16 protein-coding genes and 1 pseudogene are annotated in these 18,670 nt (G+C 62.3%); 10 read left to right on the top strand and 7 right to left on the bottom strand.

Annotated features, from left to right (window positions below; genetic code table 11):
* Positions 1 to 68 precede the first annotated feature (68 nt).
* From OKW26_RS01940 to OKW26_RS01915, 6 genes and pseudogenes are all read left to right on the top strand, one after another.
* Positions 69 to 1,313, top strand: a complete 1,245-nt coding sequence (locus OKW26_RS01940; RefSeq protein WP_429352498.1) for a cytochrome P450 — start codon at positions 69 to 71, stop codon at positions 1,311 to 1,313.
* Between the two features lie 68 nt (positions 1,314 to 1,381).
* The gene (locus tag OKW26_RS01935; protein ID WP_429352497.1) at positions 1,382 to 2,980 is read left to right on the top strand and encodes a GMC family oxidoreductase; all 1,599 of its coding nucleotides are present in this window, start codon (positions 1,382 to 1,384) and stop codon (positions 2,978 to 2,980) included.
* A complete protein-coding gene (locus OKW26_RS01930) occupies positions 2,980 to 3,750 on the top strand; it encodes an enoyl-CoA hydratase/isomerase family protein (RefSeq protein ID WP_429352496.1) in 771 nt (256 codons plus the stop codon). Before OKW26_RS01935 ends, OKW26_RS01930 begins: the two co-directional genes overlap by 1 nt.
* A 37-nt stretch (positions 3,751 to 3,787) precedes the next feature.
* Positions 3,788 to 4,954, top strand: a complete 1,167-nt coding sequence (locus OKW26_RS01925; protein WP_429352495.1) for a serine hydrolase domain-containing protein — start codon at positions 3,788 to 3,790, stop codon at positions 4,952 to 4,954.
* A gap of 8 nt (positions 4,955 to 4,962) precedes the next feature.
* Positions 4,963 to 5,814: pseudogene (locus OKW26_RS01920) on the top strand (FAS1-like dehydratase domain-containing protein); the annotation flags it as partial.
* A gap of 68 nt (positions 5,815 to 5,882) precedes the next feature.
* Positions 5,883 to 6,704, top strand: a complete 822-nt coding sequence (locus OKW26_RS01915) for an HpcH/HpaI aldolase/citrate lyase family protein (RefSeq protein ID WP_429352494.1) — start codon at positions 5,883 to 5,885, stop codon at positions 6,702 to 6,704.
* A 74-nt stretch (positions 6,705 to 6,778) separates the two neighbouring features.
* On the opposite strand, the gene OKW26_RS01910 is transcribed toward OKW26_RS01915, so the two are convergent.
* Positions 6,779 to 7,684 carry an SDR family NAD(P)-dependent oxidoreductase gene (locus OKW26_RS01910; protein ID WP_429352493.1) on the bottom strand — a complete coding sequence of 302 codons (906 nt, stop codon included), beginning with the start codon at positions 7,682 to 7,684 and terminating at the stop codon, positions 6,779 to 6,781.
* A 152-nt stretch (positions 7,685 to 7,836) separates the two neighbouring features.
* Between OKW26_RS01910 and OKW26_RS01905 the strand changes: the two genes are divergently transcribed.
* Together OKW26_RS01905 and OKW26_RS01900 are read left to right on the top strand one after the other, a co-directional pair.
* Entirely contained in the window at positions 7,837 to 9,039 is a 1,203-nt protein-coding gene (locus OKW26_RS01905; RefSeq protein WP_429352492.1) for a cytochrome P450, read from the top strand.
* Positions 9,040 to 9,072: 33 nt separating this feature from the next.
* Positions 9,073 to 9,243, top strand: a complete 171-nt coding sequence (locus OKW26_RS01900) for a rubredoxin (protein ID WP_090808851.1) — start codon at positions 9,073 to 9,075, stop codon at positions 9,241 to 9,243.
* 47 nt (positions 9,244 to 9,290) lie between these two features.
* Here OKW26_RS01900 and OKW26_RS01895 read toward each other — a convergent pair whose 3' ends face one another.
* The 5 genes from OKW26_RS01895 to OKW26_RS01875 all read right to left on the bottom strand — a co-directional run bounded on the left by OKW26_RS01895 (position 9,291) and on the right by OKW26_RS01875 (position 14,896).
* Entirely contained in the window at positions 9,291 to 10,487 is a 1,197-nt protein-coding gene (locus OKW26_RS01895; protein ID WP_429352491.1) for an acetyl-CoA C-acetyltransferase, read from the bottom strand.
* A 49-nt stretch (positions 10,488 to 10,536) separates the two neighbouring features.
* Entirely contained in the window at positions 10,537 to 11,829 is a 1,293-nt protein-coding gene (locus OKW26_RS01890; protein WP_429352490.1) for an acetyl-CoA hydrolase/transferase family protein, read from the bottom strand.
* Between the two features lie 13 nt (positions 11,830 to 11,842).
* Positions 11,843 to 13,030: a CaiB/BaiF CoA transferase family protein gene (locus OKW26_RS01885; protein ID WP_429352489.1), complete on the bottom strand. Its 1,188-nt coding sequence runs from the start codon at positions 13,028 to 13,030 to the stop codon at positions 11,843 to 11,845.
* Complete coding sequence (locus OKW26_RS01880; protein WP_187630157.1) at positions 13,027 to 14,013, bottom strand: NAD(P)H-dependent flavin oxidoreductase; 987 nt, start codon at positions 14,011 to 14,013, stop codon at positions 13,027 to 13,029. Before OKW26_RS01880 ends, OKW26_RS01885 begins: the two co-directional genes overlap by 4 nt.
* A 106-nt stretch (positions 14,014 to 14,119) precedes the next feature.
* Positions 14,120 to 14,896, bottom strand: a complete 777-nt coding sequence (locus OKW26_RS01875) for an enoyl-CoA hydratase (protein WP_429352488.1) — start codon at positions 14,894 to 14,896, stop codon at positions 14,120 to 14,122.
* A gap of 218 nt (positions 14,897 to 15,114) precedes the next feature.
* On the opposite strand from OKW26_RS01875, the gene OKW26_RS01870 reads away from it, so the two are divergent.
* Both OKW26_RS01870 and OKW26_RS01865 read left to right on the top strand, forming a co-directional pair.
* Positions 15,115 to 15,909, top strand: coding sequence for a crotonase/enoyl-CoA hydratase family protein (locus tag OKW26_RS01870; protein ID WP_429354162.1), 795 nt, complete (start codon positions 15,115 to 15,117; stop codon positions 15,907 to 15,909).
* 48 nt (positions 15,910 to 15,957) lie between these two features.
* A complete protein-coding gene (locus OKW26_RS01865) occupies positions 15,958 to 17,199 on the top strand; it encodes a CaiB/BaiF CoA transferase family protein (protein ID WP_090808861.1) in 1,242 nt (413 codons plus the stop codon).
* Between the two features lie 567 nt (positions 17,200 to 17,766).
* Here the strand turns inward: OKW26_RS01865 and OKW26_RS01860 are convergent.
* Positions 17,767 to 18,531 carry an SDR family NAD(P)-dependent oxidoreductase gene (locus tag OKW26_RS01860; protein ID WP_018425469.1) on the bottom strand — a complete coding sequence of 255 codons (765 nt, stop codon included), beginning with the start codon at positions 18,529 to 18,531 and terminating at the stop codon, positions 17,767 to 17,769.
* Positions 18,532 to 18,670 lie beyond the last annotated feature (139 nt).

Genomic DNA, 18,670 nt, shown 5'->3' with positions numbered 1-18,670 from the left:
TTCAACTATTGGTACCTCGCGCAAAAGCAGAGGTGCCTGCAAACAAACGATCAATGGAGACGGGAACCATGGCCGGCGCGCTGCGACTTGAGGACTTCGACGATCCTGAGTTCAACCCCTTTTTCGAGGATTCACTCGCTTACGGTGCCGATGCGGACCCTTATCCACGCATTGCGGAACTGCGGGAAAAGGCTGCGGTTCAGCAGGGTGACTACCGTGTGCTGATGGGCGGCGCGGCGGATCTGACCATGTCCGATGTCGCGCACTATTCCGTATTCGGATACGACGAAGTCTCGAAGGTGCTTGGCGACCCGGCAACGTTTTCAAACAAGTCTTACGAGCGCAATCTCGGCATCAGCTTCGGGCGCAGTATCTCGACGATGGATGCGCCCGAGCACCCGCGCTACCGCCGCATCTTCCAGAAGGCCTTTTTGCCGCACACCGTCGCGGCATGGGGCGATACGCTGGTCGACCCAGTGGTGAGCGAGCTGATGTCGAAGTTCATGGATCGCGGACAGGCGGATCTCGTCAACGAGTTCACGCTTCACTACCCGTTCAACATCATCTATCGGCAACTGGCATTGCCGCCGGAAGACGTAAAGATCTTTCACAAGCTCGCCATCGCACAGACGCTGGTTTCGATCGATGTCGAGCATGGCGTGGAGGCATCGACGAAGCTGGGCACCTATTTCGCGCGGCTCGTCGACGAGCGCCGCAGTCATCCCGGCGACGATCTGGTGAGCTCGCTGGCCACCGCGGAGGTGGACGGCGAGCGGCTACCGGACGAGGTCGTCATTTCGTTTCTTCGCCAGTTGGTGAATGCGGGCGGCGACACGACCTATCGCGCGACCAGCGTACTGTTGCTCGCGTTGCTGCGCGATCCGGTACAGCTCGAAGCGGTGCGCCAGGATCGCACGCTGGTCGCGGCGGCGATCGAAGAGGCTCTGCGCTGGGACGGCCCCGTGCTGATGCAGTCGCGTATGGCGACGCGTGATGTCACGCTCGGCGGTGTCGAGATTCCTGCCGGCGCATTTCTCGACGTGGTGGCGGGCAGCGCCAATCGCGACCCCAGCCGTTTCGCCGATCCGGACAGGTTCGACATCTATCGCAAGGCGGCTCACCGGCACTTTGCATTCGCCTATGGCCCGCACGTGTGCATCGGCCAGCACCTGGCGCGCGTGGAAATGACGCGCGCGCTCAACGCGATTCTCGATCGCCTGCCCAATCTTCGGCTCGATCCGGCCGCGCCAGCTCCACCGATCAACGGGATCATGATGCGGGTTCCGCATTCGATTCCCGTCATCTTCGGCTAACAGGAACCACGCCGGCCTCGCGTGCTATGGGGCTGGCCGACAAGGCACGGACGGTGGAGAACGCATAGATGACCGAGTTTGACTTTATCGTGATTGGCGCGGGTGCGGCGGGTTGCGTGCTAGCCAATCGTCTTTCGGAGAGCGGGCACCATACCGTGCTACTCATCGAGGCAGGTCCGGAAGATCGCAATCCGTTGATCCGGATGCCAAAGGGCTTTGGCAAGCTGCTGGGCGACCCAGCTCATGCCTGGTTCATTCCGGTGCAGCCCGATCACGGCAACGGGCATCGCAACGAAATCTGGCTTCGCGGCAAGATGCTCGGCGGTTCCAGCAGCATCAACGGCATGGTGTATATGCGAGGTCATCCCGAGGACTACGACGGATGGGCCGAACTGGGTGTCGAGGGCTGGAACTGGCAGAACCTGGCGCCTTGCTTCCGGCGCATCGAAGATCACGCGCTCGGCGCCGATGAGCTGCGTGGAGAGGGCGGCCCGCTGAAACTGTCACCGTACGCGCAGCGCAATCGAATTGGCGAGGCCGTACTCGAAGCGTGCCGGTCGCTCGGCGTGCGGCGCGTGGAAGATATCAACAGGCTCGATCATGAGGGGGTGGCCTATCTGATCTATACGATACGCAACGGTCGTCGGCAAAGCTCGGCCGAAGCCTTTCTGAAGCCTGCGAGGGCGCGCAAGAACCTCACGGTCGCTACCGGCACGCAAGCCGCGCGAATCGTGTTTGACGGCACGCGCGCCGTCGGCGTGCAGTGCGAAAGCGCGGGGCAGCAGATCGCTTACCGTGCGCGTCGCGAGGTCGTGCTCTCGGCGGGCGCGATCGAGTCGCCGCGGCTTTTGCAGTTGTCGGGCGTTGGCGATCCCGGCCATCTGCAGTCGCTTGGCATTCCTGTCGTGGCGGCGAGTCCGGGGGTCGGACGGAACCTGCGCGAGCACTATCTATATATGCTGCAGGCCCGTTTGCGGCACTGGCGTGATTCGCAGAACCGACAGTTCAGCGGCATGCGCTTATGGCGCAACGCGATGCAGTATCTGCTGTTCCGCCGTGGCGTGATGTCGCTCGGCTCGTACCAGGTGGGCGGCTTCGTCAAGACCGCGGCTGATGCGATGCGTCCCGACGTTCAACTGATGATGGCGCCGTACTCGATGGATTTCGGCGCGGCCGGTTACGCGTTCGAGTCGTTCCCAGGCATGCAGCTCTTCAGCTACCCGCTGCGCCCGCGCAGCGAAGGGCACGTCAGGATCCAGTCCGCGGACCCCCGCGTGCCGTCCGAAGTCGTCGCGAACTACCTTGCCGATCCGTACGACCGGCAGATGGCTGTCAACGCATTCCGGTTCATGCGCAGCGTGCTGGCCGCCGAGCCGCTTGCCAGCCTGCTGGCAGGGGAGACACGCCCAGGCCCCGCCGTCCAGACCGATGACGAGATTCTCGACCTCTACCGGCGTGAAGGCCAATCCGGCTATCACGCTTGCGGTACCTGCAAGATGGGATCGGACACGCTTGCCGTGCTCGATTCGCGGCTGCGCGTGCGCGGTGTCGAACGCCTGCGCGTGATGGATCTCTCCGTAACACCCACGATGATCTCCGGCAACACGAATGGCCCCATGATGGCGATGGCATGGCGCGCCGCCGGCCTGATCCTGGAGGACGCGTGATGAGCCGCCTTGAAGACTACAGCGGGCGCTTTACGAACATCGACTTCGAGCGGCGCGACGGCGTTTTGCAAGTGCGCCTGCATACCGATGGCGGCCCGCTCAAGTGGGGCGCGCTCGATCGCAGCATTCACAGCCAGCTAGGCGAGGCGTTCTACCAGATCGCACGCGACCTCGACAATCGCGTAGTCATCCTGACCGGCACCGGCGATTCGTTCTGCGACGCGATGAATGACGCCGAGTTGCCGGCGGAGCCGCTTGTGCAAGTCTGGCCGCGCCTGCAGCGCGAGGGGCAGGACCTGCTGATGCAACTGCTGGACATTCCGGTTCCGGTGATCGGCGCGATCAACGGGCCGGCACTCATTCATGCCGAGTTGCTCGTGCTGTCGGATATCGTGCTGGCCTCCAGTCGCGCCGAAATCTCGGACCAGGCGCACTTCGTTCACGGCGTCGTGCCGGCGGACGGCGTGCAGATCGTCTGGCCGATGCTGATTGGTCACAACCGCGCCCGCTACTTTCTTCTCAGCGGCGAGCGCATCACGGCGCAGCGCGCGTGGGAGCTTGGCGTCGTCGGCGAAGTCGTCGCGCACGACACCTTGCTCGAACGTGCGTGGCAAATGGCGCACGAACTCGCGGCCAAGCCGATCGAAACGCTGCGATACACGCGCGCGGTCTTCACGCAGTCGTTCAAGCGCCGCATGGTTGACGAACTGGGCTACGGGCTCGCGCTCGAAGGACTTGCCGGTATTGCCGCGCAGTCCGGCAAGAGGTAGCCCGTCAACGCGAATGTTCACGAATGGGAGACACGATATGACCTTGGTAGTGCAAGCATCAATGGAGGGCAACGCGATCGTTCAGCAGGCGCTCGACCGCGCCACGCGGGAAGGCGGTGAGGTCGGCGTGCAGGTGGCGGCCTATCTGAACGGCAAGCTCATGATCGACGCATGGAGCGGCGTGGCCGATCCGTCCACCGGCCGTCTGGTCGACGGCGAAACGCTGTTCAATGTGTATTCGGTGACGAAGGCCGTTGCAGCAACCGCGTTGCATATCCTGGCCGACCGCGGGCTCATCGAATACGACGCGCCGGTGACGCGCTACTGGCCGGAGTACGGTGCCCACGGCAAGCAGAAAACGACGGTGCGCGATGTGCTGACTCATCGCGCGTGTGTGCCGCAAATGCCCGAAGGCGTCACACCGGAGCTGATGTGTGACTGGCAGTGGATGACCAGCGCCATCGCCAACCTTGAGCCGCTTGCGGAGCCGGGGACGAAGACGCTGTACCTCTCGATGACGTTCGGCTGGATCGTTGGCGAACTGGTGCGGCGCGCCGATCCGAAGAAGCGCTCGCTGGGCCGTTTTGTCCGGGAGGAGATTGCGATGCCACTCGGCATCGACGATCTGTGGATCGGCATTCCCGACGAAGTCGAACCGCGCATCGCACGTCTCACCGATGCGATGGTGCCGGTTCCCGCGGAATACCTGCCGCCGCTGTTCCTGCGCTCGATGCCGCAACAGGTCGCATTGGCGCCGCCAGTGTTCGAGCGCCCGGACGTGCGGCGCGCGGAAGTCGCGGGCGTTGGCGGGATCTTCAACGCGCGCAGCGAGGCGCGCTTCTGGGCAATGCTGGCATGCGGCGGCGAGTTGGACGGCGTGAGGATCCTCTCCAAGGAGCTCGTCGCCACGCTGAACACGCCACGCGCCAATAGCGAGGAGCCCGACCCGGTGATGTTCGGCTTTCCGATTCCAATCACGATCGGCGGCTTCTGGTTCGGCGGCAACCATCCGCCGGTGACGGCGGCACGTTCACCGCGCGCTTTGTGCCATCCGGGGCAGGGCAATTCGATCGGCTGGGCGGACCCGGATACCGGGCTCGCCGTCGCGATCTGCCATAACAAGCTGTTCAACCCAACCACGCCGGAAGAAGATCCGCTGCTTCCGATCGCTGCGGCGATTCGCGACGCACTGGATCTGAAGTGATTGGCACGATGCGCATGGATATCGAGTATTTGCAGCAATGGACTGGGCGCACTGAGGAAGTGCGGGACCAGGTCACCTCCACGCCGATGGCGGCCCTCAGCGCCATGCTTGACCACGATGACGCGCTTTCAGCACGTGGCGATGACTTGCCGCCGTTGTGGCACTGGCTTTATTTTCTGCCGGTTCATCGCCAGTCGATGGTGGGGGCGGACGGTCATCCGAAACGCGGCGGCTTTCTGCCGCCGGTCGATTTGCCTCGCCGCATGTGGGCGGGCAGTCAACTCGAGTTTCTACGGCCGCTGAAAGCGGGTAGCGCGATCACGCGTCTTTCATGCATCGAGAGTGTTACGCACAAGCATGGACGTACCGGCGATCTCGTGTTCGTGAAGGTCAAGCACGAGGTCAGCGACGCTGCTGGCCTTGCGATCGTCGAACGCCAGGATATCGTGTATCGCGATCATCCGGCCGCCAGCGAAAAGCCCGCAGCATTACAGGCCGCGCCCATCGGCGCTCAATGGGCACGCGAGATCAATCCCGATCCTGTGCTGCTGTTTCGCTACTCGGCGCTTACGTTGAATGGTCATCGCATTCACTACGATCGGCCTTACGCGATCGGCGCAGAGGGATACGAGGGACTCGTCGTGCATGGCCCGCTGCTCGCTACGCTACTGATGGACTCGCTCGGATCGGAGCTGCCGGGCGCGCGCGTCGGAGCGTTTTCGTTCCGCGCGATCAAACCGGTGGTGGACACTTCGCCTTTCTATGTTTGCGGAAAGCAACACGAATCGGACCAAAGCAAGGTGAGCTTGTGGATCGCCGGCAGCGACGGATCGTTGCGCATGGAAGCCACGGCTACTCTGATCTGCTCGTCGAGCCGGTCCGCTGGCGGGGTCGCCATAGCCGGACCGGACGCTGAATGGGAGACTTTATGCGTTCGTTTCTTTTTGTGCCGGGCAGCAAGCCTGAACGATTCGCCAAGGCGCTCGCGGCAGGCGCCGATGCGGTGATCGTGGACCTGGAGGACGCTGTCGCAGATGCGGACAAAACGTCGGCGCGTGCACGTGTTGCCGGTGCGGTACGAACATTTTCGGCATCGGCGGTTCGCGTACTGTTGCGCATCAATGGAGCGGGTACGCAGTGGTTCCAGCAGGACCTCTCGCTCGCAGCGTTCGATGGTATCGATGGCGTGGTGTTGCCAAAGGCTGAGAATCCGGCTGCTCTGACCGCTGTCGCGGCGGCAACGGCGAAACCCATATTGCCGATCATCGAATCTGCCGAGGGCGTCTGGAACGCACTGGACGTGGCGCGCATGCCCGGCGTCGAGCGACTCATATTCGGTTCGGTTGACTTCGAGCTCGATGTGGATTGTGACGGCTCATGGGACGCGTTGCTGCTCGCGCGTTCGCGTATCGTGCTGGCCTCCCGCGTAGCGGGCATTCAGTCTCCAGTGGATGGCGTTAGCGTGGCAATCGATGACGAACGACAACTCGCGCACGACTCGTCGAAGGCGCGATCGCTGGGCTTTGGCGGGAAGCTATGTATTCATCCGCGCCAGGTTGCAGCGGTCAATGCGGCGTTCAGCCCGAGCGCGAATGAAATTGCCAAGGCGCGGCGAATCGTCGACGCGTATGAGCGGGCAGAAGGCGGGGCGGTGTCAGTAGATGGACGGATGGTGGACTTGCCGGTATTGCTCAAGGCAAGACGCATCGTTGGCTTGTCGGAAAGCGTGCGAGGTTCAGAGGAAGGGTGAGTGGTGTGACGGGTGAGCGCCGCACCGCCCGCGCCACCACCGCATCATGTGGCACGGGCGTGACACGGTATCGCTTACACCGGATCCCAGGGCGTGAGCGCCATGGACGGCACGTTCGGGAAGAAGCTCGCTTCGAACGCCGGCATGACCTGCTCGGCAATCGCTTCAGGCGTCCAGCCGCCGTCGCGATGCAGCGAGCGGATCATGCGGATCTGGTTGAAGAAGTAGATCTCGTTGGCGCGCACGCCGAAGATCTGACCCGAAACCTTTGCGGCCTGGTCGGACGCAAGGTAGACCGCGAGCGGCGCGATCTTGCGCGATTCCATGCGCTTGAGAATTTCGACGCGTGCTTTTTGCTCAGGCGTCTCCGAGGGGATCGAGGCCGTCATCGCGGTCCATGCCCATGGTGCGATGCAGTTCGAGCGCACGTTGAATTTCGCCATGTCGAGGGCAATCGACTTCGACAGACCGACGACCCCCATTTTGGCGGCGGAGTAGTTGGCCTGTCCGATGTTGCCGATCAGACCCGAGGTGGAGGTCATGTGAACGAAGCTGCCGCCGTTTTGTGCCTTGAAATGCGGAGCCGCCGCGCGTGCCACGAAAAACGACCCGTTCAGATGCACGTCGACTACGGCCTTCCACTCGTCGAGGCTCATGTTGAAGAACATGCGGTCACGCACGATGCCGGCGTTGTTGACCACACAGTCGACGCGGCCGAACGTGTCCAGCGCGGCCTGCACGATCTTCTGCGCGGAATCCCATTCGGCGACGCTATCCGTCGAGGCAAGCGCTTGCCCGCCGGCCTCCTTGATTTCTTCGACGACGCGCTCTGCGGCGAACTGGCCGGATTCGGCGTTGCGACCCAGGTCGTTGACGATGACCTTTGCGCCGTTCGCCGCGAATTGCAACGCAAAATCGCGCCCGATGCCGGCACCCGCACCCGTTACCACTACCACCTTGTCCTTGACGAAATCGCTCACTCTTGTCTCCGTTCGATAGGCGTTGATGTAAAAAAGCTCGCTTCGGTATAATATCAAAACTGAACGGCGTTGCATAATATGAACGCTGGCACGTTGATGCAAAGTGTGACGACTCATCCATTCGAAGACGACCAAATGATAGGAGACGCGAGATGAACCCTACGAAAGACTGGACCGTGCCGGACCATGTTCCGCGAGAACTCGTGGTCGATTTCGACTATATGAATCCGCCAGGCGTGCAAGACGATGTTCATATGGCGTGGAAGACGCTGCACACCGGGCCCGATATCGTCTGGTCCCCGTATCATGGCGGCCACTGGATCGCCACGCGCGGCGAAGACATCGAGGCGATGCAGAAGGACCACACCCATTTTTCGCATCGCAGTGTCAACATCCCGCCGCTCAACGAAACGCAGCTCGTGCCGCTCGAGCTTGACCCGCCCGAACATACCGCATACCGCAACCTGATCACGCCCGCTTTCCTGCCGCAAGCTATCTCCTCGCTGGAAAGCGACGTGCGCAGCCTCGCAATCGAGCTGATGGAAGAAATCGCTCCACGCGGCGAATGCGAGTTCGTCTCGGAGTTCGCGAAGATCCTGCCGATCGTGATTTTCCTGCGTCTTGCCGATCTTCCGTTGAGCGATCGAGGACAATTGCTCGAATGGGCGGAATGGGCCGTGCGCGGCAACGTCGAGCAGCGCAACGAATCCCAGCACCGGCTGATTGGCTATATCTCCACCTGGGTGGAGAAGCGCAAGGCAGAGGCGGGCGGCGATCTCGTCAGCCTCATCGCCAACGCGCAGATCGACGGCAAGCCGATCAGCCCCGAGCGGATGTTCGGGATGTTTATCGTCGTGCTGTTTGGCGGCCTCGATACCGTCGCGTCGATGATGGGTTTCATCGCGCGCTTTCTGGCGGAGAATCCGGCGCACCGGAGGCAACTGATCGAGAATCCCGATCTGATGGTGTCGTCGGTCGATGAGATGATTCGTCGCTTTGGCGTGGCGAACACCGCGCGGCTCATCACGCAGGACATGGAATACAAGGGCATCCAGTTCAAAAAGGGTGACCAGATTCAATTGCCAAACTCCCTGTTTGGCCTCGACGAGCGCAAGTTCGGCGATCCGCTCGCTGTCGATCTGACGCGCAAGCCAGTGCTGCACGCCGCGTTCGGTAACGGCCCGCATCGCTGCCCGGGGTCGTTCCTTGCGCGTACGGAGATCAAGGTTTTCCTCCAGGAGTGGCTCAAACGCATTCCCGATTTTCGCATTCGCGAGGGCGACAAGCCCCGATGCGGCTCGGGCTCCGTCAACGGCATGCTCTATCTGCCGCTCGTCTGGGACGTAGCGCCCTGAAGTATCCCCACCCTCAACGACTCATCGACGATCATGAAAAAGTGGCAATGCATTTTTTGCGGTTTTTACTACGACGAAGCAGCGGGACTTCCCGCGGAGGGCATCGCGCCTGGCACTCGCTGGGAAGACATCCCGGATGACTGGGCATGCCCCGAGTGCGGTGCGACCAAGGCCGACTTCGTGATGTTCGAAGTGGAGGCCTGAGCGCGGGCGCGCGCACGGCGCAAGGCCGTGCGCTTCATCGCTCAGGATCAGGCGCGCTCGAACACGGCGGCAATACCCTGGCCACCGCCGATGCACATGGTCTCGAGTGCATAACGTCCTTTCCGGCGCGTCAACTCGTGCAACAGCGTTGTCATGATGCGCACGCCCGTTGCGCCAATCGGATGGCCCAGCGATATGCCAGAGCCGTTCACGTTGAGCCGGTCGGTATCGTGCCAGTTCCAGCCTTTGAGGACTGCCAGCACCTGACACGCGAATGCTTCGTTTACTTCGACAAGATCCATCTGCTCGAGCGTAAGCCCGATGCGCGTCATCAGCTTCCGCACTGCGGGCACGGGCCCAATGCCCATGCGTGATGGCTCGCATCCGGCTGCGGCCCAGCCGGTCAGCCAGGCCATGGGTTCGAGTCCGAGCGCTTCGAGGCGGTCTTCCGCGACGACGAGGCAAGCGGCAGCGGCATCGTTTTGCTGGCTGGAGTTGCCTGCGGTGACTGTGCCGCCCGGCATCAACGCGCGAAGCTTGCCGAGGCTTTCCATGCTGGCGTCGGCGCGGAATCCTTCATCTTTGGAAAACAGAAGCGGCTGGCCTTTTTTCTGAGGAACGCTGACCGCCACGACCTCTTCGGCCATATGGCCGGACTCCCATGCGGCGGCCGCGCGCTGATGGCTGCGCAGCGCGAACTCGTCGGCGGCCTCGCGGCTGATGCCATAGTCGGTGGCCAGATTTTCCGCGGTCTCGATCATGCCGGAGATAAAGCCGAAGCGCGATTCCGGCTGTGAGCGCTCGCGGCCCCGCGCGAGCCGGTCGTGAAACTGGACGGAGCCCGACCGTGCGCCCCAGCGCATGTCCGTGCTGTAGTACTCGATATTGCTCATGCTTTCCACGCCGCCGGCCAACACCACGTCGGCGGCGCCGGTCTGCACCATCATCGCGGCGGTGACGAGCGCCTGCAGGCCGCCGCCGCAACGTCGGTCAAGCTGCATGCCCGGCACCTCCACGGGCAGGCCCGCCTGCAGCGCAATCCAGCGGCCCACGCAAGGTGTTTCGCTGTTTGCGTACGCTTGCGCGAAGACGACGTCGTCGATGCGAGCGGGATCGAGTCCTGCGCGCCGGATCGTTTCATTCGCAACGAGCGCGCCGAGATCTTCGACGCAAACGCCGCGCAGGCTACCGCCAAAGGTGCCGACGGGCGTTCGTACAGGGGAGACAATTGCCGCGCGTTTCATCGGACGTTTCCTTGCAAGGTTTGAAGTTCTGATTCGGGTGCGGTTGCAATCAGCCGACGAGCGTCGCGCTTCTTAAGCGATTGGAAGGCGGGACGCCCGCCATCTGATCGAGAGCGCTGCGATGATCCGGATGGGCGATTGCCAGCATGCGTTCGCGCCTTTCGCGCAGCGTCAGGCCGCGCAGATCGGCCACGCCGTATTCGGTCACCACGATGGCGGCGTCGCTGCGCGGCGTGCTGACCGGTCCGTTCAACGACGCGACGATGCGGGTCGCGCCTTTGCCCGCTGTGGACGGTAATGCGATGACAGGAACGCCGCCACGCGAGCGCCGCGCGCCGCGCAGGAAATCCAGTGCGCCCCCCACCGCGCCCACATACACGCCACCGGCAATTTCGGCGTTGATCTGGCCACTCAGATCGACCTCGACCGCCGAGTTGATGGCGACGAACCGGTCGATGCTTGCGAGCACGTTCGGATCGTGCGTGTAGCGGGTCGAACGAAACTGCACGGCGTCGTTTCGATGCGCGAACTCGTGTATGCGGCGACCCCCCATCATCACGCCAGCAATGGTCTTGCCCGTGTCGATGGTCTTGCGCACATTGTTGATCACGCCGCTTTCCATCAGATCGGCGACTTTGTCGCCGATCGTGCCGGAATGGATGCCAAGGTCTCGCCGGTCGCCGAGGCAGGCGAGGATCGCTTCTGGAATCGCGCCGAGACCGAGTTGAATGGTGGCGCCGTCTTCGATCAGACCGGCCGTGTGCCGTGCAATCGCCAGCTCCGTCGGGCTGACGGCGCTGGGCGAACTCTCGGGCAAAGCGCGCGACGTCGGGACCATGAAGTCGAGGTCGTCGTCGCGAAGATATCGCTCGCCGTACGTCCAGGGTGCCTGTTCGTTGACTTCCGCAATGATGACGCGCGCGCGCTCGAGCGCCGGGATCAGATACTCATGCGCGACGGACAAGCTGTAGTGGCCGTGCGCATCGGGTGGCGCCAACTGCAGTAGCAGGACGTCGATCGATAGCTGACCCGACTCCATCATCTCCGGCAACTGCGAATAATGGCAGGGCAGGATATCAAGCGCGCCAGCCTTGGCCAGTGCGCGGTTGGAGCCGCTCCCGCAGTACGAAACGAAATCGATGCAGTCCGCGTGCTCAGGCCGGCACGTGTCGTAGTTGCCGGCGCCGAGAAAGACCCGGAACGCGCCGATGCTGTGCCGCTGCTGAAGTAGAGTGCGCGTGAGCGCAAGGGGCTCTGCGTTCGATTGGCCCCATGCGACGGTATCGCCGGGGCGGATGATGGACGCGAAATCGACGGCGTCCGCCTCTAGCTGTAAGGGCATGGTGTTGTTTGCGTCAGGTGGCGGGTTGCGCAAGGGCCTGGGCTTCATCGTGCTGCCCACGTACTGCGCCTGTCGCGACGAGTTCTGCAATCCGTTCGTCGCTGTAGCCGATGCTCCGCAGCACGAGTTCTGTGTGCTCGCCAAGGTGTGGAACGGCGAGCGGTGGCGACCCAGGCTCCAAACGGAAGTGAATCGGGCTTGCAACGTGGTTGCGTCCGGACGGATCCCTCTGGACCATCCCGCGCTCGTGCGCATGCGGATGGTCGAGCGCTTCGGCGAGCGAGAGCACCGGCGCCACACTGATGTTTCGGCCTTCGAACCAGCAGAGCCATTCATCGAGTGTGCGAGTCAGGAAGATTTGGGTCAGGCACGCCCGGACGCGTATCTGGCCTTCACCGGCTGGGCCGATCGCGTCGGCGACGAGATCCGGACGGCCGAGTGGTGTAAGCAGGTTGGTTGCAAAGCTGTGTTCCCGGCCGCCCAGGCAGAGCCACTTCGAATCGGCGGTCTCATAGGTGTCGAGCAACGCGAGCCCGCTGTCGCCTTCAGTCGGCCCTCGCAATTGGCTGTCCGGCGCGTTGAGCAAGCGGCCGCTCAGATACGGCTGCGAGGTGAGCGCCGCATCGAAAAGCGCCATGTCGATGTAGTCGCCGCGCCCCGTTTCCCGCGCGCGCAGCAGCGCCATCAACACGGCGGACAACGCCGTCAATGAACCGGCCAGCGCAGCGAGCGACGGTCCCGTGGCAATTGGGATTCCCCGGCCATCGCGCGGCAGCGTGCCTGCAAGCGATTGAACTACCGGATCGTGTGCGGGCAAATGAGAGAGCGGGCCGGATTGGCCGAATGCGGTAATCGCACAATAAACGACTCCCGGGTTCGTCCGGCTGATCGTGTCGTAGTCGATGCCAAGCCGAGCGGCCACGCCCGGCCTCGACGATTCGATCACGACGTCGGCCTCGTTCATCAGCTTGAGCGCGACCTCGCGTGCGTCCGGATGTTTCAGATCGAGCGCGATGCTGCGCTTGCCGCGGTTGATCGCGGCGAAGAACGCGCCGTCGGTGCCGGGTGCGCCGCGGGTGGGGTCGCCGGTGACCGGTTCGATCTTGACGACGTGCGCGCCGTGATCGGCGAGGTTGGCGGCGAGGAACGGACCCGGCATGAATTGCGACAGGTCCACGACGCGAAGGCCGGTCAGTTTCATGCCAGAGCAGCGCTGAAGCCGAGCTGGCGTTGCGCAATCGCGGCGGCTTCCTTCACGATGCGACCGATCAATTCCGCACAGGTCGGCAAGTCGTGAATGAGGCCGGTCACGATACCGGCGGGGAAGGCGCCGCCTTCCACTTCTCCTGTCACGAATGCGTCCATCCAGCGCTGTGCTCCGGTCAGCGCGTAGAGGTCCGAGCGCGTCACGTTGCCGGCGCGCTCGAGTTCGAGCGCGGCGAGACTCACGCTGTTCCTGACCACCCGGCTTGAATCGCCGATCGAGCGGCCAACCAGCACCGTATCGCGCTCGCTCGCTTCCAGCAGCCGTTGCTTGATCGCAGGGTGGACGGGGGACTCCTGCGTAAGCATGAATCGGGTTCCCATGTTGATGCCGTCCGCGCCGAGCGCGAGAGCCGCCATCAGCCCGCGGCCATCGGCAAAGCCGCCGGACGCGAGAATCGGCACCTTCAGCTTGTCGGCGGCAGCGGGAATCAGGATCAGTCCAGGGATGTCGTCTTCGCCAGGGTGCCCCGCGCATTCGAACCCGTCGATGCTGACGGCGTCCGCGCCGAGCGATTCGGCCTTCACCGCGTGGCGAACCGTCACGCACTTGTGCACGACCTTGACGCCCTGCGCCTTGAACTCGGCGATGTATTTCGCCGGATTGCTGCCTGCTGTCTCGACGACCTGGACGCCTTGAGACACGATCGTGCGCACATACGCGTCATAGTCGAGACCGACATTGGCGCCGAGAACGGTCAGGTTGACTCCAAAGGGCTTGTCGGTGAGCGAACGCACCCTGTCGATTTCGCGCGCGAGTGCATCGGCGCTTGCATGGGTGTGCGCGGAGATGAAGCCGAGACCGCCGGCATTGCCCACGGCCGCCGCCAGTTCGGCTCGCGCCACCCAGCGCATGCCGCCTTGAATGATGGGATATTGAATGCCGAGTAATTCAGTAATGCGATTGACATACGGTTTCATCGCGCGCCTGTAGCCTGGATAGGAAGTATGGGTGCCAGAGAATGCGCGTGACGCGCGTAACCTGGCGGGCTTTGTTCGCCACGACAGCGTGGCGCTTTTTAGCCATTCAACAATCGCGAAACTGGGGTTTGCGCTTTTCGGCGAAGGCTGCCATGCCTTCCTTTCGATCTTCTGTGGCGAAGGTCGAATACGCCATACGCCGCTCGAACAGGATGCCTTCTGCCAAGCTCGATTCGTAGGCGCGGTTGACGCACTCCTTGGCCATCGCTACGACGGGTTGCGAGTATCGCGCGATCTCGTCGGCCGTTTTCAGCGCTTCCTCGACGAGCGTGTCGGCGGGCACGATGCGGCTCACAAGGCCGCATCGTTCGGCTTCAATGGCGTCCATCCTGCGGCCGGTGAGGATCATTTCCATCGCCTTCGATTTGCCGAGCGCGCGCGTAAGGCGCTGCGTGCCGCCGGCGCCGGGAATGGTCGCGAGCGTGATTTCGGGCAGGGCGAAACGGGCGTTGTCGGCGGCGAGAATGAAGTCGCACATCATGGCCAGTTCGCAGCCTCCGCCTAACGCAAGACCCGCGACCGCGGCGATGACCGGCTTGCGGCAACGCGACGTGCGTTCCCAGTTCGACGTGATGAACTGATTCTTGTACACGTCCATGTACGTCCATTCGTTCATCATCTTGATGTCGGCGCCGGCGGCGAACGCCTTTTCGCTACCGGTCATCACGATGGCGCCGATGGCGGGGTCGGTTTCGAGGTCGTCGAGTGCCGCCGTCAGCTCGTCCATCAGCTGGTTGTTCAGTGCGTTGTAGGCTTGCGGACGGTGCAGCTTGATCAAGCCGGATTTCCCGTGCGTTTCGACGATGATCGTCTCGTAGGCCATGGTTCTTCCTTGAACGAATGAGGGTGAACACCTAGACCCGGATGGGGCCTGCTCGCCGATGATTTGCGTGTCTGCGGTGCGCCGCTCGGCAGCGTCCGAGCGTATCGTGCGTTGCCAATTTTGTGAACGACGTTTATGATTCTGAATGTGCGACCCAGCTTTGTCAATTGAGCGCGAGGTCAGAATTGCTAACGGAAAACACCGCGAGGAGACACTGCATGACCACTCGTCACGAGGACGGACAGATTCGCGTTGAGCAGCGTGGGAACCTGCTCTTGATGGGCATTGACCGGCCGGAAAAGCGCAATGGTTTCACGCCGAAAATGTTCACCGAGCTTGCGATGGCTTACACGCAGCTCGAGAAGAGCGGCGATATTTTTTGCGGGCTGGTATACGCCGAAGGCGATCATTTTACGGCAGGGCTCGACATGCCAAAGGTCGCGCCGTTGCGCCGCGAAGGGAAACCGCTGCTTCCTGAAGGCGAGGTCGATCCGTTCAACTTGCGCGCGCCGCTGCGTACCAAGCCGGTCGTCATTGCGCTGAAGGGAATCTGCTTCACGGTCGCGGTCGAATTGATGCTTGCATCGGAAGTGGCTGTTGCGGCCGACAACTGCCGTTTCTCCCAGCTTGAAGTCAAGCGGGGGATCATGGCAGGTTGTGGTGCGACGTTTCGCATGGTGCAGCGAGCCGGCTGGGGCAACGCAATGAAGGTACTGCTTACCGGCGACGAATTCACCGCAGACGACGCACGGCACATGAACTTCGTGCAGGATGTCGTGCCTGCGGGGCAGGAGTTCGACCGGGCGCTCGCGATCGCCGAGCGAATCGCGGCGCAGGCACCGCTAGCCGTGCAGGCCACGATGCAGAACGCGCGCGTTTCGCTGGGACAAGGCTGGCAGGATGCTTACGCGACGATTCAGTCGACCCAGCAGTTTCTCTACAACACTGAAGACGCGAAGGAAGGCGTTCAGTCCTTCATCGAAAAACGTACGGCGAAGTTCGTCGGACGCTGATGCAAGGCTTCCGGCGCAGCCGGTGTGAATTCAAGGGGACCGTTTGCTATGACAAAAGGCGCATTGGCGGGTGTTCGCGTACTCGACCTGAGCCGCATTCTCGCCGGGCCTTGGGGGGCTCAGATGCTGGCGGATTTCGGCGCGGAGGTCATCAAGGTCGAGCGTCCGGGCAAGGGCGACGATTCGCGGCAATTCGGCCCCCCGTTCCTGATGGATCGGGAGGGAAAGGTCACGCGCGAGTCGACGTTTTTTATCAGCGCGAACCGAGGCAAGAAGTCGATCACGTGCGATATCTCCACGGCCGAAGGCCAGGCGCTGATCCGCTCGTTGGCGGCGCACTGCGACGTGTTGATCGAGAACTATAAGGTTGGCGACCTCAAGCGTTACGGGCTCGACTACGACAGCCTCAAGCTGGTCAATCCGCGCCTGATCTACTGTTCGATAACCGGATTCGGTCAGACCGGACCGTATAGCCCGCGCCCCGGCTACGACTCGATTTTCCAGGCGATGGGTGGCCTGATGAGCGTGACCGGAAACGGCGACGACGTGCCGGGCGGCGGGCCAATGAAAACCGGGCCCAGTCTTGCGGACATCCTGTGTGGTCAGTACGCCGCTTCGGCGATCATCGCAGCGCTTTATCATCGCGACGCGGCGCAAGGCGGTACCGGGCAGGGGCAGTACATCGACCTGGCGTTGCTGGACGCGATGATTGCTGCCACATCGCACTATGCAAGCCAGTATCTCGTTTCAGGCCAGATTCCCATCCGGCGCGGTACCGAGGGCAACGGTGGTATGCCGTCCCGCATGTTCCGCTGCGCCGATCGCGACATCATGATCGTGGCGGGCAACAACGAGCAATACGCGCGGATGTGTAACGTTCTGGGGCACCCCGAGCTAGTCAGCGATCCACGATTCAGCGAGATTGCGCTGCGCGTGAAGAATCGTCGCGCGCTGGGCGAAGTGTTCGAGCCGCTGATCCTTCAATGGCAGAGCGATGAACTGCTCGCAGCGCTCGACGCCGCCGGGGTGCCGGCCGGACCGATCAACAATCTGGAGCAGGTGTTCGCAGATCCGCATGTGCAGGCACGCGCGATGTGCGTCGAAGTTGCGCACCCGCTCACGGATAAGGCGGTTCGGATGGTCGCCAACCCGGTCAAGATGTCGGGCACGCCTATCGATTCGTACGGGGCGCCGCCGATGCTCGGACAACATACGGACGACGTGCTGCGTGATGTGCTGAGTATGTCGCAGTCGGATATCGATATCCTGCGCGAAAAGAAAATTCTATAGAAAGGACATCAACGGCGAGTTCGGCAAGATCAACGTGGTGCTCGTGTTCGGCCGACGCGAAGAAGGTGATCGAGGAGATGGTGAAAAGTTGCAGCTAAGGGGGAGTCATGACGACTGAGAGAAGCAACAGCCGTATCGTATGTACAGACCACGTAGAAGTCGGGTGTATCCACTCCGGTAGGGACGCCCCGAATATCTCGCGTCCGCATCAACGTTCGGACACTCCCGTGCGTAGCGGAAAGTCACCTCATTGGGCTTGGGCGAACTGCCGCAGCGAGTTCGACTGGATGGACGTGCACTTGCCGTTCTTCACGTCGGAATGGTTTTAAGAAATTTCTCAACCGACGCGATCGAGTCCCAAAGGTAACGGCGAAAAAACGCCTTGGCTCCGTGTCCCGCAGCCAAGGCCAAACTCCACACGCTCTCGCGAAGTGTGTGAGAGGAGAAACAACTGATCGCTCTTCAAGCTTCGTGGTACGCGCCCGGCGGGAAGCTCACTGCTCGGATCGAGGCTCGCGATAATGCAACTGGACGTTTCATATATTGCACCGTGTTCAAAAAGACGCACTAGAGCATTGACTGTCCGCCGTCCACACTGATAGTCTGCCCGGTTATGAAATTAGCGTCGTCACTACATAGAAATGCAACTGTTCGTCCAATATCGCGCTGAGGATCGCCGAAGCGGCCAAGCGCAATTTCAGAGAGATAGCGAGTGCGTTCCTGAGGATTGGCTTCGAGGTAGGCTTCGGCGGCAGGCGTGAGCGCTGCCGGGCAAATGACGTTGACGGTAATGCCGTAGACGCCCCATTCGCGCGCGGCAACACGCGAGAGCCCACGAATGCCCTCCTTGGTTGCGGCGTACGCGCCGAATCCCTTGAGGCCTTCGATACCGGTGCGCGAGCCGAAGTTGATGATGGCGCCGCGGCCCTGCGACTTCATTCGCGGCAATGCGGCCTGCATGAAATACAGCGTGCCGTACAAGCCCGATTCGAGCGTGTTGCTCCAGTCATCGTCGGTAACGGATTCGAGCGGCACCCCCGGGCTGCTGCTTTGGGCATTGTTGATGAGTGCGTCCACACGTCCGAATCGCTCGACGGCCAGCTCGACCGTCCGCACGGCGTCGGCGCGATTGCGCGTATCGCCGGGCACGACCAGCACTTGCGAACCGAGGGCGCTCAGTTCCTCAGCAGCCCGCGTGAGTTTGGCCTCCGTGCGGCCAGTGAGGACCAGACTCGCCCCCTCGGTGGCAAGCGCAAGGGCGATGCCGAGTCCAACGCCTTGGCCGCCTCCGGTCACGATGGCGACCTTTTCTGCCAGTTTTTTCGTGTACATGAGTGAATCCAGAAGTGAAGGTTGATGTTGCTGTTCGACGCGCGAGCGTATTGCGTAAATGGTCTGGAAGATGACGCTTCCACATTTCAGTTTTTCGAACGATGTTCAAATATATCTCAAGCGGTGTGAGAGAGCGCCC

Origin of the sequence: Paraburkholderia sp. 32, assembly GCF_050435345.1 — a bacterium.
Taxonomy (GTDB): Bacteria; Pseudomonadota; Gammaproteobacteria; order Burkholderiales; family Burkholderiaceae; genus Paraburkholderia; species Paraburkholderia tuberum.
The sequence above is the reverse complement of the archived record's forward strand: the minus strand, read 5'-3'. Positions and strand labels throughout refer to the sequence as shown.

Bases quoted from the DNA above. Each gene is read 5' to 3' on its own strand.
- OKW26_RS01880 (WP_187630157.1), bottom strand. From the start codon at position 14,013: ATGAAACCGTATGTCAATCGCATTACTGAATTACTCGGCATTCAATAT.
- OKW26_RS01935 (WP_429352497.1), top strand. From the start codon at position 1,382: ATGACCGAGTTTGACTTTATCGTGATTGGCGCGGGTGCGGCGGGTTGC.
- OKW26_RS01930 (WP_429352496.1), top strand. From the start codon at position 2,980: ATGAGCCGCCTTGAAGACTACAGCGGGCGCTTTACGAACATCGACTTC.
- OKW26_RS01875 (WP_429352488.1), bottom strand. From the start codon at position 14,896: ATGGCCTACGAGACGATCATCGTCGAAACGCACGGGAAATCCGGCTTG.
- OKW26_RS01895 (WP_429352491.1), bottom strand. From the start codon at position 10,487: ATGAAACGCGCGGCAATTGTCTCCCCTGTACGAACGCCCGTCGGCACC.
- OKW26_RS01885 (WP_429352489.1), bottom strand. From the start codon at position 13,030: ATGAAACTGACCGGCCTTCGCGTCGTGGACCTGTCGCAATTCATGCCG.
- OKW26_RS01860 (WP_018425469.1), bottom strand. From the start codon at position 18,531: ATGTACACGAAAAAACTGGCAGAAAAGGTCGCCATCGTGACCGGAGGC.
- OKW26_RS01905 (WP_429352492.1), top strand. From the start codon at position 7,837: ATGAACCCTACGAAAGACTGGACCGTGCCGGACCATGTTCCGCGAGAA.
- OKW26_RS01940 (WP_429352498.1), top strand. From the start codon at position 69: ATGGCCGGCGCGCTGCGACTTGAGGACTTCGACGATCCTGAGTTCAAC.
- OKW26_RS01915 (WP_429352494.1), top strand. From the start codon at position 5,883: ATGCGTTCGTTTCTTTTTGTGCCGGGCAGCAAGCCTGAACGATTCGCC.
- OKW26_RS01870 (WP_429354162.1), top strand. From the start codon at position 15,115: ATGACCACTCGTCACGAGGACGGACAGATTCGCGTTGAGCAGCGTGGG.
- OKW26_RS01900 (WP_090808851.1), top strand. From the start codon at position 9,073: ATGAAAAAGTGGCAATGCATTTTTTGCGGTTTTTACTACGACGAAGCA.
- OKW26_RS01925 (WP_429352495.1), top strand. From the start codon at position 3,788: ATGACCTTGGTAGTGCAAGCATCAATGGAGGGCAACGCGATCGTTCAG.
- OKW26_RS01865 (WP_090808861.1), top strand. From the start codon at position 15,958: ATGACAAAAGGCGCATTGGCGGGTGTTCGCGTACTCGACCTGAGCCGC.
- OKW26_RS01890 (WP_429352490.1), bottom strand. From the start codon at position 11,829: ATGCCCTTACAGCTAGAGGCGGACGCCGTCGATTTCGCGTCCATCATC.